This window comes from Capnocytophaga sp. HP1101, from assembly GCF_054772415.1.
The window spans coordinates 13,876-27,015 of sequence record NZ_BPUU01000027.1 but is presented as its reverse complement, the minus strand read 5'-3'; the positions used below and the strand labels follow the sequence as shown (position 1 = coordinate 27,015).

The following is a 13,140-nucleotide window of genomic DNA, read 5'->3' as shown; positions in this document are numbered from 1 at the left end:
TAGTATCACCACGTTTCTTTTAAGATAACGTAAATATAATATAAAAAAGACACTCTGTGAGATTGCAATCATAGAGTGTCTTTTTTTATACTTGTCTAAAATGGTTATTCCTTGAAGAAAGAGTCTACAAACTCATATTTGTTAAAAATTTGTAGGTCGTCTATCCCTTCTCCTACACCAATGTATTTTACAGGAATCTGAAACTGGTCAGAGATGCCTATTACCACACCTCCTTTAGCAGTACCGTCCAATTTGGTAACTGCTAAAGCGGTTACTTCAGTGGCTTTAGTAAATTCTTTCGCTTGTTCAAAGGCATTTTGTCCAGTAGAACCATCGAGCACTAACAGCACTTCGTGAGGAGCATCAGGAATCACTTTTTGCATCACACGCTTTATTTTACTCAGCTCGTTCATCAAGTTTATTTTGTTGTGCAAGCGTCCTGCTGTATCAATAATCACTACATCAGCGTTTTGTTTTACTGCCGAACTCAATGTGTCATAGGCTACCGAAGCAGGGTCACTACCTAACTGTTGCTTAACCATCGGTACACCTGTACGGTCTGCCCACACTTGCAATTGGTCTATGGCGGCTGCCCTGAAGGTATCAGCAGCACCTAATACTACTTTCAACCCTTTTTTAGTAAACTGACTTGCAAGCTTACCAATAGTAGTAGTCTTGCCAGCACCATTTACGCCTACAACCATCATCACATAAGGCTTTTTATCAGTAGGTAAAGCAAAGTCTGTTGCCTCTCCCGTATGGGTTTCAGATAGTAAACCAGCTATTTCTTCACGAAGTATGGTGTTGAGCTCCGAAGTACCTAAGTACTTGTCTTTAGCCACACGCGCTTCAATACGGTCTATGATTTTCAAGGTAGTATTAACCCCTACATCGCTGGCAATAAGCACTTCTTCCAGATCGTCAAGTACCTCCTCATCTACTCTCGATTTTCCCACGAGAGCTTTCCCCAAGCGGTCAAAGAAGCTGTTTTTAGATTTCTCTAAGCCTTTATCTAAAGTTTCTTTCTTTTCTTTTGAAAAGATATTTTTCAAAAATTCAAATGCCATAACTTATTCTATATTTTAGGATATGAGTGCAAAGGTAGTAAAAAAGTTTATATATGCAAAAAAGCTGTCTCACGACAGCTTTTTAAAATATGATAAAAATAGAGAAAATTTAATTATTTCTTCTTCAAAAATTCATCAACGAGCTCAGGAGCCATTACGCTTTCTACGAAAGTATAAGCACCTGTTTTTGGTGATTTCACCATTTTGATAGCTTTAGTAAGCTTCTTAGATTTACCTTGTAGGGTTGCTACTGTTTTCTTTGCCATAACGTTTTAATTATTTAATTTCTTTATGAACAGTTACTTTCTTGAGAATAGGGTTGAACTTCTTTAGCTCTAATCTATCCGGAGTATTCTTCTTGTTTTTGGTAGTGATGTAACGTGAAGTTCCTGGAAGTCCAGACTCTTTGTGCTCAGTGCACTCCAAAATAACCTGAATTCTATTTCCTTTTTTAGCCATTTTAGTATTCTTTTAAATTAGTTAATATATCCGTTACGTTCTACTTCTTGTAGCACTGCATAAATACCTTTCTTGTCGATAGTCTTAATCGCAGCTGCCGATACTTTCAGTGTAATCCAACGATTCTCTTCCGGAATGAAGAAACGTTTAGTACGGAGATTTACATTAAATTTACGTTTAGTTTTGTTCATTGCGTGCGACACATTGTTGCCCACCAATGCTTTTTTGCCTGTTAAGTCACAAACTCTTGCCATTTTTTCTCTATTTATTAATGTGTTATTTATATTCAGGGCGCAAAGGTATAACTATTTTTTGAAATAGCAAAACTTTTTTTCTCTTTTTTCAGATTATTTTTGTGTGCATAAATCTATTATATGCTGTATTTCATATGTTTAATAGCTTTAAGATTATTACTCATATATTTCAAAACTACTGTTCTTTAGCCACAATATAACCTTATCTTTATTTAATCTTTGCCTTGGTTTTACCTCTTTTTCATCTTACCTTCGCCTTATCTCCACCTATTCTTTATCTGCCCGTGCGGCTCGCACCGTCTTTTGTTCGTCTTTGCGTCGCTACACTCCCCCTTTGAGGGGGGGCGGGGGGGATGTTTCCTTCGTCTTTTGTTTATCTGCCCGTGCGGCTCGCACCGTCTTTTGTTCGTCTTTTCATTATTTGCCTGTCGTGCTACGACTGCCCGTGTGGCTCGCACCTGCCTGTGTGGCTTGCACCGTAATTTGTCATTAGTTTAGTATTATTGGCATTTCTGGTATTATCGGTATTATCAGTATTATTAGTATTATTTGCTATTTTCCTAATTATTCGTACTTTTGTGCCCTACAATCATTTAAGAAACAGTATATTCAATGAAAATAAACGATTTATTATCCATAGCACACACTTACGGTAGCCCTGTATATGTGTATGATGCCCAGAAAATTACTTCTCAATACAACCGACTTACCAGCGCTTTTGCCTCAGTACCCAAGTTGCGCATCAACTATGCAATGAAAGCCCTTTCTAATGTTTCTATCTTGAAGTTAATGAAAGATTTAGGAGCAGGTCTTGATACCGTTTCTATTCAAGAGGTACAATTGGGCTTATTGGCAGGTTTTGCCCCTCAGCAAATTATCTTTACCCCTAACGGAGTTTCAATGGACGAGATTGAGGAGGCTATGCGTCTTGGTGTACAGCTCAATATTGATAATCTTTCGTTCTTAGAACAGTTCGGTACACAACATCCTGAGGTGCCCGTGTGTATTCGTATCAATCCGCACGTGATGGCAGGCGGTAATAGTAAGATTTCGGTGGGACATATCGATAGTAAATTCGGAATTAGCATTCACCAAATTCCCCATATTTTGCGTATTGTCGAAAATACCAAGATGCACATCAACGGTATTCATATGCATACAGGTAGTGATATTTTGGATATCGATGTGTTCCTTTACGCTGCCGAAATACTCTTTGAAACCGCTAAAAACTTTAAGGATTTACAATTTATCGACTTTGGTAGTGGCTTTAAAGTACCTTATAAAGAGGGTGATATACAAACCAATATAGAAGAGTTGGGCGAACGTCTCAGCACTCGTTTTGCAGAGTTCTGTAAAGAATATGGACGCAAGCTTACGTTGGCTTTCGAGCCCGGTAAGTTTTTAGTAAGTGAAGCAGGCTACTTTTTAGTAAAGGTGAATGTGGTGAAACAAACCACTTCTACGGTATTTGCAGGCATCGACTCTGGTTTTAATCATCTTATCCGACCTATGTTCTACGGAGCTACTCATTTTATCGAAAACATTTCTAACCCCGAAGGCAAAAAACGCTTCTATTCGGTGGTCGGTTATATATGTGAGACCGATACTTTTGCCTCTAACAGACAAATAGCTGAGATTACCGAAGGCGATATCCTCTGCTTCCATAACGCAGGTGCTTATTGCTATACGATGGCAAGCAACTACAATTCACGTTTGCGTCCAGCCGAAGTATTGTGGCAGAATGGTGAAGCTAAACTGATTAGAAAGGCAGAAACGTTTGAGGATTTAGTAAGAGGACAGGTATATTAGCAATAAAACTTTGCCAAAGTTTCAAACTTTGGCAAAGTTCATACTTCTTCTATTGCCTGTGCGGCTCGCACTTATTGCCTGTGTGGCTCGCACTATAAAAACCGGTTATGCCAGCTATCTTCCAAAGGCACTTCCCAATTCTCTTCGTATTCTATTTTAGTATTTACCAAGTTGTTGAACACTATAGTCTGTGCCGATACCGCTTTATCTTTTACCATCTTTTTAAAATCAGCGAGGTTTTTATAGGCAATGTGTTCACCTTGGCGGTAGCTCACATTCATACGGTCAAGCAATGTAACGTTGTATTGGGTTTCTAATTCCTGAATAAAATGCGCTAAAGCATCAAGAGAGCAACCCCCTACACCGTGTGCATCAGGTGATGCTCCTATCACAATAAAGCGGTTGTAGCGTATTTCAAAAGATGATAGCAAGTCCTTGCCGTGTACCATCCAGTGGTTTATAAAGTTTTCTAATTGAGTGTGCAGTTGCTTTTGCTCTTCTTCTGTAAAACTGCGGTTGCATTGGTATACCCACACACGGGCATCATCAGGGAGTTCTTTAAATTCTTTATACACTTATATCTAATAATTATTTGTTAATTGTTAATGATTAATTCACAGTTTGCCCCTCTCTTTGGGAGAGGGGAACGGGGAGAGGACTTACTTCTTCATCAGCCTATCCAAGTTTCTCTTATTATCGCGGTCTTTAATAGTTTCTCGCTTGTCGTATAACTTCTTACCGCGTACTAAGGCAATATCCATCTTCGCCAAGCCTTTTTCGTTGATAAAGAGCTTGAGAGGCACGATAGTAAGTCCGCTGTTTTTCACTTCTTTATTGAGTTTGCGTAGTTCTTTCTTCTGTAAGAGCAGTTTGCGTTCGCTTTTGGGGTGGTGGTTGTAATGCGTACCGAAGTCGTATGCCTCAATGGTAGAGTTAATCACAAAAAGCTCTCCTTTGTCGTTGAACTCACAAAAGCTCTCAGCGATAGAGGCTTTTCCCATTCGTATGGATTTTATTTCGGTACCCACGAGCACAATTCCCGCCGTGTATTTGTCGAGAATTTCATATTCAAACTTCGCCCGTTTGTTGAGTATTTGTACTGTTTTCTGAATCATAGTACAAAAGTAGTAATTTTGTCACATATAGCAAGCCTTTTTTAAGTTTTTTTGTACTTTTGCCAAAAATTGCTCTTATGAAATACCTCTTACAACTTTTTGTATTACTACCAATGTCCTCACTTTTAGGGCAACAAAATGATTTTGTGCTCCTCAGAAGCCTTTCTAATGATTTTGTATTCGATATGAAATACGCCACCCCCGATAATTTCCTCAAACAAGCAGTATATGACTGTGGTGAATGTTATCTTCGCAAGAGTACTGCAAAGGCTTTGGTAAAAGCTAATGAAGAGTTTAAAACGTTGGGATACCGCATTAAGCTGTTCGACTGCTACCGACCGCTTTCAGTACAAAAAAAGATGTGGAAGATCCTACCTGGTACTCATTATGTAGCAAACCCCGCGAAAGGTTCTAAACACAATCGCGGGGCTGCTGTCGATCTTACCCTTGTAGATGCACAAGGTAAGGAATTAGATATGGGCACTCCTTTTGATTTCTTTGGTCAAAAAGCACATCACACTTGCACCACACTCCCTAAAAAGGTACTTGAGAATCGCAAGTTGCTCAAAGATGTACTCAATAAATATAACTTTAAATCTATCTTCTCAGAGTGGTGGCACTATGAGTACCGTCCTGAAATGCAGTCTAAAGTCGAGGATTTCCAATGGCAATGTAAATAAATTGCCTTGCTTGTCGTGCTACGATTAATCGCCTGTCGTGCTACGACTAATTGCCTGTCGTGCTACGACTATTTCAGATTTTGTGGTACTTCCAATATCTCTATACTCTTTACCCTTATAGCGTTTTGCACCAAGTGTCTTGTGTATTCAGGATAAGGCTTTCCAGCAGCAGGTGCTCCCATATTACATTCGCCGTCAGAACCGCCACCTCCGTTAATCCATAAGTAAGCATCGGCGTGTGCCCCTGTGGTTTTAGTAGTGCTACGAGGTCCTAAAGCCGCATTAAAGTTGTTACAAGAGTTATAAGGAGCATTAGCATTTTGGTGCTTAGGTCGGTTGATACCACTGCGACCTGTGTCAATCACGTAGTGTATATCTTTAAAACCTTTAGAAGCTAAATAAGCTACAAATCTCTCAGCGCCCGCTTGTTCTTCGGCAGTACCTCCCAAGCCCGAAACGTTCAGCGCAAAGCCCCGCATATATCGCAAACCTCCATCTATGATAGCATTAGCTATATTTTCAGGATACTGGGTTACCAATCCCGAATTGCCAGCGTGAATATAGCTCACCACATTAGGATTGTTCTTATATAATTTTTCGGCAGCATAAGTGAGCAAAGTAGCACGTTCAGTATACTCAGCCGTTCCCTTTTTATGTCCACAGTAGTTAATGGCATCAGGTTCTATAATCACTACCGCACGACGTTGTCCAATAATGGCACTCACACGGTCTATCCACGCTTTGTAAGAAGCTGCATTAGGGTGCCCGCCAGATGAAAACGACCCGCAATCGCGATTCGGGATACCGTAAATCACCACAATAGGCGTTTTGCGTGCGCGTTCTGCTCCTTCCACAAAGTTTCTAAGCCAACGGTCATTATTTTCTTTACCGCCACTACCAGGACTAACACCGCCGTCATACCAACCTCCACAAGGCGTACCATACACTTGGTAATACAGTTTTTTCAACTCGGCGTTTTTTTCATTTTTTACTACGTTTAACCGAGAGGGCTCCAAGTAAAAATCCCAGTCGTAAGCTACTGGCTTTTTACTTTGTGGTGGGTTAGGTGGAGTAGGAGGGGTAACCGGTGGCGTAACAGGAGGGGTAGTAGGGGTCTGCGTTGTCGGCGTTTGTGTAGTAGAGGTTTGCGTTGTTGGAGACTGTGTAGTGGGGTCGGTCTCTTCCCCCGATTTTTCACAGGCGGTCATTACCCATAAAAAAGCTACTAAAGATAGTAATTTCTTCATAATCTTTAATCTTATTTATTGTATTATTATATTTATATTGTCTCTTTCACGTCACATCTCCCCCTTTGGAGGGGGCTGGGGGGAGGTTTATAACCAATAAATTAATCCAATTCTTGATTCGCATTTATAATTGTACATTGTGCTACGACTATTTTAGATCTTGTGGTACTTCCAATATCTCTATACTCTTTACCCTTATAGCGTTTTGCACCAAGTGTCTCGTGTATTCAGGATAAGGCAATCCCGCTTTAGGAGCCCCCATATTACACTCGCCGTCAGAGCCACCACCTCCGTTAATCCATAAGTAAGCATCGGCGTGTGCCCCTGTGGTTTTGGTAGTACTACGCGGACCTAAAGCTGCATTAAAGTTATTGCAAGAGTTAAAAGGAGGGTTAGGATTTTGATGCTTAGGTCGGTTGATGCCACTACGCCCTGTATCAATCACGTAGCGCACTTTATCAAAACCTTTGGTAGCCAAATAAGCTACAAATTTCTCAGCACCCGCTTGTTCTTCGGCAGTACCTCCTAAGCCCGAAACGTTCAGCGCAAAACCACGCATATATTGTAAGCCTCCGTCTATAATAGCATTAGCAACAGCTTCAGGATTTTGGGTGACCAAAGGTCCATTTCCAGCGTGAATGTAGCTCGCTACATTAGGATTGTTCTTATTTAGTTTTTCAGCAGCATAACTAAGCAGTTCAGCACGCTCATTGTATTTAGCTGAACCTCTTGGGTGACCGCAGTAGTTAATGGCATCAGGTTCAATAATAACCACCGCACGGCGTTTTCCAATAATAGCACTTACACGGTCTATCCACGCTTTGTAAGAAGCCCCATTAGGGTGTCCTCCTTTTGAAAACGACCCACAATCGCGATTCGGGATACCGTAAATCACTACAATAGGCGTTTTATGAGCCCGTTCTGCTCCTTCAACAAAGTTTCTCAAATAACGGTCATTCTTCTCGCTACTTGGGTTAATACCGTCATACCAACCTCCGCAAGGCGTACCATACACTTGGTAATACAGCTTTTTCAACTCGGCATTTTTTTCTTTTTTTACTACGTCTAACCGAGAGGGCTCCAAGTAAAAATCCCAGTCATAGGGTATTTGAGTTTGCGTATAGGAGGGCGTATCTTCCCCTGATTTTTCACAGGCGGTCATTACCCATAAAAAAGCTATTAAGGATAGTAATTTCTTCATAATCTTTAATTTTATTTATGTTTTAACTTGGCAAAAATAGGAATTTATTTTCATTTACCCAAAATTATTTTCTAATTTATTTTTTCATCTATCCTCCTCCGTTTGCTCTCCACTTCTTCACCATCTCATCTCTACTATTCCTTCGTTCATTGTTCGTCTTTTGTTCGTCATTCCTTCGTCTTTTGTTCGTTCATTGTTCGTTCATTGTTCGTTCATTGTTCGTTCATTGTTCGTTCATTGTTCGTTCATTGTTCGTCTTTTGTTCGTCTTTTGTTCGTCTTTTGTTTATCTGCCTGTGCGGCTCGCACCGTCTTTTGTTCGTCTTTCCTCCATTCATTCTTTATTTACTTGCCTGTCGTGCTACGACTGCCTTTGCGGCTCGCACCGTCTTTTGTTCGTCTTTTCCTCCATTCATTCTTTATTTACTTGCCTGTCTTGCTACAACTGCCCGTGCAGCTCGCACCGTTTTTTGTTCGTCATTCGTTCGTCTTTGCGTCGCTACACTCCCCCTTTGAAGGGGGCGGGGGGTGTTTCCTTCGTCTTTCCTCCATTCATTCTTTATTTACTTGCCTGTCGTGCTACGACTGCCCGTGTGGCTCGCACCGTCTTTTGTTCGTCATTCGTTCGTCTTTGCGTCGCTACACTCCCCCTTTGAAGGGGGGCGGGGGGGATGTTTCCTTCGTCTTTTGTTCGTCTACCTTTTCATTTACTAATTTACTTATTTGCCAATTTATTAATCTGTTAATTTGCTAATTTCAAATAAATGCAGTACCTTTGCATCTATTATCATTTAATGACGCCAATTAGTTTAAAAGCCCTTTATATCAAAGGAAGCAATAAGTATGTGGTACACATTTTGATAAAGTCTAAAAACTGATTTTATATTATTTAATAATATATAACTAAAAACTAACAACTAATGAAAGGAATTATATTAGCAGGTGGCTCTGGTACGCGCCTTTATCCCATTACAAAAGGAGTTTCTAAACAACTACTCCCTATTTACGACAAACCAATGATTTACTACCCATTATCAGTGCTGATGCTTTCGGGCATTCGCGAGATATTGGTGATTTCCACACCTCAAGATTTACCTGGCTTCCAGCGACTTTTGGGCGATGGTTCCGACTTTGGTATCACTCTCAGTTATGCCGAACAACCCAGTCCTGATGGTTTGGCACAAGCCTTTATCATAGGCGAAGAGTTTATAGGTGATGATGATGTGTGCTTGGTATTAGGCGATAACATCTTCTACGGACAAAGTTTTTCGCAAATGCTCGCTCAAGCAGTGCAAAATGTTGAGAAAGAGCGCAAAGCTACCGTGTTTGGCTACTACGTAAAAGATCCTGAACGTTATGGGGTAGCCGAATTTGACGCGCAAGGCAATGTACTCAGCATTGAAGAAAAACCCGCAGTACCTAAATCAAACTATGCGGTGGTAGGGCTCTATTTTTATCCTAATAAAGTAGTAAAGGTAGCCAAAAATATCAAACCTTCTGCACGAGGTGAATTGGAAATTACGACTGTCAATCAAGAGTTTTTGAATGATGGAGAACTGAAAGTACAACTCTTAGGGCGTGGTTTTGCGTGGCTGGATACAGGTACCCACGATTCGCTCAGTGAGGCATCTAACTTTGTAGAAACTTTGGAAAAACGACAAGGACTCAAGATTTCTTGTTTAGAAGAAATTGCCTATCGCAAAGGTTGGATTACTGCCGAAAAGCTCCAACAACTCGCCAAACCAATGCTCAAAAACCAATATGGGCAATATCTTTCTCAATTAATAAACTAATTTCTAATTCCTAACTTCTGAATCCTAACTATGGCAAAACTAAAAACAGCATATTTCTGTCAGAATTGCGGAACACAATATATCAAATGGCAAGGGCAGTGCAACGTGTGCAAGCAGTGGAATACCATCGTGGAAGAGGTTGTTCAGAAAGAAGCTACCCCTGCGTGGCAAGAAAAAGAGAGTGCTATAAAGAACAAGGCTCCTAAATATATTCCTATTTCGCAAATCGATACCCAACAAGAGGCGCGCCTCAACAGTAATAACCACGAACTTAACAATGTACTGGGGGGGGGTATAGTGCCTGGCTCAGTTACGCTTTTAGGAGGTGAACCTGGGATAGGCAAAAGTACGCTCTTGCTACAAATAGCCTTGAATTTGCCCTATCGTACGCTCTACGTATCGGGGGAAGAGAGCGAAAAACAAATAAAAATGCGTGCCGACCGCATTCCGCATCGCTTGGATAATTGCTATATCCTTACGGAAACTAAAACGCAAAATATCTTTCAGCAAATCAAAGAGCTGTTGCCTGAAATCGTGATTATCGACTCGATTCAAACCTTACAATCCGATTATATTGAGGCTTCGGCGGGGAGCATTTCGCAAATTCGCGAATGTACTTCCGAGCTGATTAAGTTTGCTAAAACTACTCATACACCGGTAATTCTCATAGGGCATATCACCAAAGACGGACAAATAGCAGGGCCTAAAATCTTAGAGCATATGGTCGATACCGTACTCCAGTTTGAAGGCGACCGCAATCACGTGTATCGCATCTTGCGCTCACTGAAAAACCGCTTTGGTTCTACTTCCGAACTGGGGATTTACGAAATGCTCAGCAACGGATTGCGCGAGGTGAACAACCCTTCCGAAATCCTCATTTCTAAAACAGATGAGACCATTAGCGGAACCTCTATAGCCGCCACTTTGGAAGGTATGCGTCCGCTGATGATTGAAATACAAGCCTTAGTGAGCACTGCTGTGTATGGTACGCCCCAACGCAGTACGACGGGATTTAACGCCAAACGCCTCAATATGCTCTTGGCAGTACTCGAAAAGCGCGCAGGCTTCCGCTTAGGAGCAAAAGACGTCTTCCTGAACATCACAGGAGGTATTACCATTGACGATCCTGCTACCGATTTGGGGGTCGCAATGGCTATTTTGTCGTCCAATGAAGATATTGCCATTGAAAAAGATGTGTGTTTTGCCGGCGAAGTAGGATTAGGCGGTGAAATACGCCCTGTACAACGCGTAGAACAACGCATTACTGAAGCCGAAAAGTTGGGTTTCAACACTATTTTTGTCTCTAAATACAACAAAATAGCCCTTAAAAATACGAAAATACGCATTGTAACCGTCGCTAAGATAGAAGATGCGATACAAGAATTATTTGGATAAGAAGAACGCCTTATGTTGAGAAAACTCTTTAAAGATACCATTATTTACGGCATTGCTACCGTGCTCCCTCGTGTGCTTACCCTTTTGCTCACAAGGTTGTACGTGAACAAACTCGATACGGCAGATTTTGGGATCTATTCAGGAGTGTTTGTCTATTTGATTTTGGGGAATGTACTGCTATCGTACGGTATGGAAACCGCCTTTTTCCGCTTTATGAACAAGGGCGAACAGAAGAAAAAAGTACAATCTACGGCACTTACTTCCCTTACAGTGAGCTCGTTGGCTTTTCTACTTATCGCCTATCTCTTGCGACAGCCTATTGCCACGTGGCTGAATTACGATGTGCAGTATATCGTCTTTGCGATTTACATTTTGGTGCTGGATGCCTTGGTGGTCATTCCCTTTGCGTGGCTCAGAAACAAAGGCAAAGCCAAAATCTATGCGATGGTAAAGATAGGGAATACCGCCTTGAATTTAGCGCTTAATATCTATTATCTCAACTACTTATCCGCTGAAAGTATCACTGAAAATGGTGGGGTGTACTACATCTTCTTAGCTAATGTAATTGCCAGTTTGGCGACCTTTATTGTACTGTTGCCTATTTACCTGAAAATACGCTTCCGCTTTGATTATCAACTCTGGAAACAGATGATGTTCTACGCCTTTCCCGTACTTTTGGCGGGGATTGCTTTTGCGGTGAACGAAGGTTTTGACCGCGTATTCTTGCGTATGCTCCTCCCCCCAGACACCGCCGATGCCACCATAGGTATTTACTCGGCTTGTTACAAGATGGGGGTATTTATGAACCTCTTTGTTACTGCCTACAAACTCGGGATAGAACCTTTCTTCTTTAGCAGTGCGCAAGATAAGAATGCTCCTAAAACCTACGCACGCATTACCGAGTACTTCATCGTGTGTGGGGGCTTTATACTGCTGTTTATCACGGTATTCACAGATGTATTCAAACTCATCTTGATACCTAATAAAGCCTATTGGGACGCCCTGTGGATTGTGCCTATTATTCTGTTGGCCAACCTCTGTTTGGGTATTTATCACAGCCTTTCAGTGTGGTACAAAGTAACCGACCGCACCAGTTTTGGAGCGATTGTCTCCTTAGTGGGAATGGCCATTACTGTCATCTTCAACTTCGCGCTTATTCCTTGGCTCAGCTATAAAGGGGCAGCTTTGGCTACCCTTATCACTTATGCTGCAATGATGAGTATTTCGTTCTACTACGGACAGAAATACTACCCTATACCCTACAAAAAAAGGAAGATAAAAATCTTCCTTGGGATGAGTGTGTTGTTCTCATTTCTTAACTTTTACGCTTTTGGCAACAACCTCTATGTAGGGTTGCTGTTTTTGCTCATTTACGCATTTTTAGGGAGCTTCGCTATAAAAGTCAAATCTCTTGTTAAAAAGAATGTAGGAAATTAAGGAATTTTCTTTTCTTAGCACTACATTTTCTCGAAAAGTTGCATCATTTCTTCTTCTTTGCTTCGCATAAGTGCACTATCTTCAGGGGTTTTATCCTTATAGCCACAGAGGTGTAACAAGCCGTGAGCTAATACCCGTAAGAGCTCTTTAGGGAATGGTACTTGAAAGATTTCGGCATTCTCCTTCACCCGTTCCACCGAAATGTAGATATCCGAGTTGAGCACCTTTCCCTCGGTATAGTCAAAAGTGATGATATCGGTAAGTGTATCGTGTTGGAGGTATTCCACATTGATTTTGTGCAGGTACTCATCATCGCAAAAAATATAGTTGATAGCCCCCGCCTCTTTACCTTCAGATAGGGCTACTTGTTTTACCCAACGTTTTACCGCGTTCTTATTATAAGGAAAAACGAAGGGAGTTTCATTAAAAAAAGAAGTCATTTTTGTTATTGTTTTTGAGGTTTATAGGTACTAATCCCTAACAGTGCATAGATAGGTGAAAAATTGATAAGGATAGTAACCAACAACAATATAGAAACCCCCGAAAGCACTGACGCTACGGTAATAGAAAACTCATTAAAATATCCCAATATAGCTGTAATTACGATAATGAGCAAGCGGATATTTTTATCTAAAGTGCTTATATTTCTTTTCATATAGCTTTGTTTTAAATTTGTGGCAAATA

Annotated in this window: 15 protein-coding genes; 5 read left to right on the top strand and 10 right to left on the bottom strand. The window is 41.0% G+C overall.

All coding sequences use genetic code 11. The features are described 5' to 3' along the window. Positions 1-104 precede the first annotated feature (104 nt). The 4 genes from ftsY to rpmB form a co-directional block, all read right to left on the bottom strand. Positions 105-1,067, bottom strand: coding sequence for a signal recognition particle-docking protein FtsY (ftsY, locus tag RCZ04_RS11945; RefSeq protein ID WP_460486260.1), 963 nt, complete (start codon positions 1,065-1,067; stop codon positions 105-107). Positions 1,068-1,180: 113 nt separating this feature from the next. Continuing rightward, positions 1,181-1,333, bottom strand: a complete 153-nt coding sequence (locus tag RCZ04_RS11940; protein WP_002680984.1) for a DUF4295 domain-containing protein — start codon at positions 1,331-1,333, stop codon at positions 1,181-1,183. Positions 1,334-1,343: 10 nt separating this feature from the next. Next, entirely contained in the window at positions 1,344-1,526 is a 183-nt protein-coding gene (rpmG, locus tag RCZ04_RS11935) for a 50S ribosomal protein L33 (protein ID WP_002672545.1), read from the bottom strand. A gap of 17 nt (positions 1,527-1,543) precedes the next feature. Further along, on the bottom strand, positions 1,544-1,780 hold the full coding sequence (gene rpmB / locus RCZ04_RS11930) for a 50S ribosomal protein L28 (protein ID WP_002680811.1): 237 nt from the start codon (positions 1,778-1,780) through the stop codon (positions 1,544-1,546). Between the two features lie 612 nt (positions 1,781-2,392). Between rpmB and lysA the strand changes: the two genes are divergently transcribed. Then, the gene (lysA, locus tag RCZ04_RS11925) at positions 2,393-3,589 is read left to right on the top strand and encodes a diaminopimelate decarboxylase family protein (protein WP_460486259.1); all 1,197 of its coding nucleotides are present in this window, start codon (positions 2,393-2,395) and stop codon (positions 3,587-3,589) included. A gap of 92 nt (positions 3,590-3,681) precedes the next feature. Here the strand turns inward: lysA and RCZ04_RS11920 are convergent, their stop codons facing one another. Further along, positions 3,682-4,164, bottom strand: coding sequence for an ABC transporter ATPase (locus tag RCZ04_RS11920; protein WP_460486258.1), 483 nt, complete (start codon positions 4,162-4,164; stop codon positions 3,682-3,684). A gap of 84 nt (positions 4,165-4,248) precedes the next feature. Next, positions 4,249-4,704 (bottom strand): SsrA-binding protein, encoded by a 456-nt coding sequence (smpB, locus tag RCZ04_RS11915; protein WP_460486257.1) that lies wholly within the window; start codon positions 4,702-4,704, stop codon positions 4,249-4,251. A gap of 77 nt (positions 4,705-4,781) precedes the next feature. Here smpB and RCZ04_RS11910 point away from each other — a divergent pair, with 77 nt between their 5' ends. Then, positions 4,782-5,384, top strand: a complete 603-nt coding sequence (locus tag RCZ04_RS11910) for a M15 family metallopeptidase (RefSeq protein ID WP_460486256.1) — start codon at positions 4,782-4,784, stop codon at positions 5,382-5,384. 68 nt (positions 5,385-5,452) lie between these two features. Here RCZ04_RS11910 and RCZ04_RS11905 read toward each other — a convergent pair whose 3' ends face one another. Both RCZ04_RS11905 and RCZ04_RS11900 read right to left on the bottom strand, forming a co-directional pair. Then, positions 5,453-6,631, bottom strand: coding sequence for a glycoside hydrolase family 6 protein (locus RCZ04_RS11905; protein WP_460486255.1), 1,179 nt, complete (start codon positions 6,629-6,631; stop codon positions 5,453-5,455). A 148-nt stretch (positions 6,632-6,779) separates the two neighbouring features. Next, the gene (locus RCZ04_RS11900; RefSeq protein WP_460486254.1) at positions 6,780-7,832 is read right to left on the bottom strand and encodes a glycoside hydrolase family 6 protein; all 1,053 of its coding nucleotides are present in this window, start codon (positions 7,830-7,832) and stop codon (positions 6,780-6,782) included. Positions 7,833-8,751: 919 nt separating this feature from the next. Here RCZ04_RS11900 and rfbA point away from each other — a divergent pair. Genes rfbA through RCZ04_RS11885 form a run of 3 tightly spaced genes read left to right on the top strand, consistent with a single transcriptional unit; the run spans position 8,752 to position 12,456 of the window. Then, positions 8,752-9,624: a sugar nucleotidyltransferase gene (gene rfbA / locus RCZ04_RS11895; protein ID WP_460486253.1), complete on the top strand. Its 873-nt coding sequence runs from the start codon at positions 8,752-8,754 to the stop codon at positions 9,622-9,624. A gap of 30 nt (positions 9,625-9,654) precedes the next feature. Then, positions 9,655-11,019, top strand: coding sequence for a DNA repair protein RadA (gene radA, locus RCZ04_RS11890; protein WP_460486252.1), 1,365 nt, complete (start codon positions 9,655-9,657; stop codon positions 11,017-11,019). Between the two features lie 12 nt (positions 11,020-11,031). Next, complete coding sequence (locus RCZ04_RS11885; protein ID WP_460486251.1) at positions 11,032-12,456, top strand: lipopolysaccharide biosynthesis protein; 1,425 nt, start codon at positions 11,032-11,034, stop codon at positions 12,454-12,456. Between the two features lie 20 nt (positions 12,457-12,476). Here RCZ04_RS11885 and ybeY read toward each other — a convergent pair whose 3' ends face one another. Both ybeY and RCZ04_RS11875 read right to left on the bottom strand, forming a co-directional pair. Beyond that, positions 12,477-12,896, bottom strand: a complete 420-nt coding sequence (ybeY, locus tag RCZ04_RS11880) for an rRNA maturation RNAse YbeY (RefSeq protein WP_460486250.1) — start codon at positions 12,894-12,896, stop codon at positions 12,477-12,479. Positions 12,897-12,901: 5 nt separating this feature from the next. Next, positions 12,902-13,111: a YgaP family membrane protein gene (locus RCZ04_RS11875; RefSeq protein ID WP_460486249.1), complete on the bottom strand. Its 210-nt coding sequence runs from the start codon at positions 13,109-13,111 to the stop codon at positions 12,902-12,904. Positions 13,112-13,140: the final 29 nt, after the last annotated feature.

Excerpts from the sequence above, each read along its gene's own strand:
- ftsY (WP_460486260.1), bottom strand. The coding sequence starts at position 1,067 with ATGGCATTTGAATTTTTGAAAAATATCTTTTCAAAAGAAAAGAAAGAA.
- RCZ04_RS11940 (WP_002680984.1), bottom strand. The coding sequence starts at position 1,333 with ATGGCAAAGAAAACAGTAGCAACCCTACAAGGTAAATCTAAGAAGCTT.
- rpmG (WP_002672545.1), bottom strand. The coding sequence starts at position 1,526 with ATGGCTAAAAAAGGAAATAGAATTCAGGTTATTTTGGAGTGCACTGAG.
- rpmB (WP_002680811.1), bottom strand. The coding sequence starts at position 1,780 with ATGGCAAGAGTTTGTGACTTAACAGGCAAAAAAGCATTGGTGGGCAAC.
- lysA (WP_460486259.1), top strand. The coding sequence starts at position 2,393 with ATGAAAATAAACGATTTATTATCCATAGCACACACTTACGGTAGCCCT.
- smpB (WP_460486257.1), bottom strand. The coding sequence starts at position 4,704 with ATGATTCAGAAAACAGTACAAATACTCAACAAACGGGCGAAGTTTGAA.
- RCZ04_RS11910 (WP_460486256.1), top strand. The coding sequence starts at position 4,782 with ATGAAATACCTCTTACAACTTTTTGTATTACTACCAATGTCCTCACTT.
- RCZ04_RS11905 (WP_460486255.1), bottom strand. The coding sequence starts at position 6,631 with ATGAAGAAATTACTATCTTTAGTAGCTTTTTTATGGGTAATGACCGCC.
- RCZ04_RS11900 (WP_460486254.1), bottom strand. The coding sequence starts at position 7,832 with ATGAAGAAATTACTATCCTTAATAGCTTTTTTATGGGTAATGACCGCC.
- rfbA (WP_460486253.1), top strand. The coding sequence starts at position 8,752 with ATGAAAGGAATTATATTAGCAGGTGGCTCTGGTACGCGCCTTTATCCC.
- radA (WP_460486252.1), top strand. The coding sequence starts at position 9,655 with ATGGCAAAACTAAAAACAGCATATTTCTGTCAGAATTGCGGAACACAA.
- RCZ04_RS11885 (WP_460486251.1), top strand. The coding sequence starts at position 11,032 with ATGTTGAGAAAACTCTTTAAAGATACCATTATTTACGGCATTGCTACC.
- ybeY (WP_460486250.1), bottom strand. The coding sequence starts at position 12,896 with ATGACTTCTTTTTTTAATGAAACTCCCTTCGTTTTTCCTTATAATAAG.
- RCZ04_RS11875 (WP_460486249.1), bottom strand. The coding sequence starts at position 13,111 with ATGAAAAGAAATATAAGCACTTTAGATAAAAATATCCGCTTGCTCATT.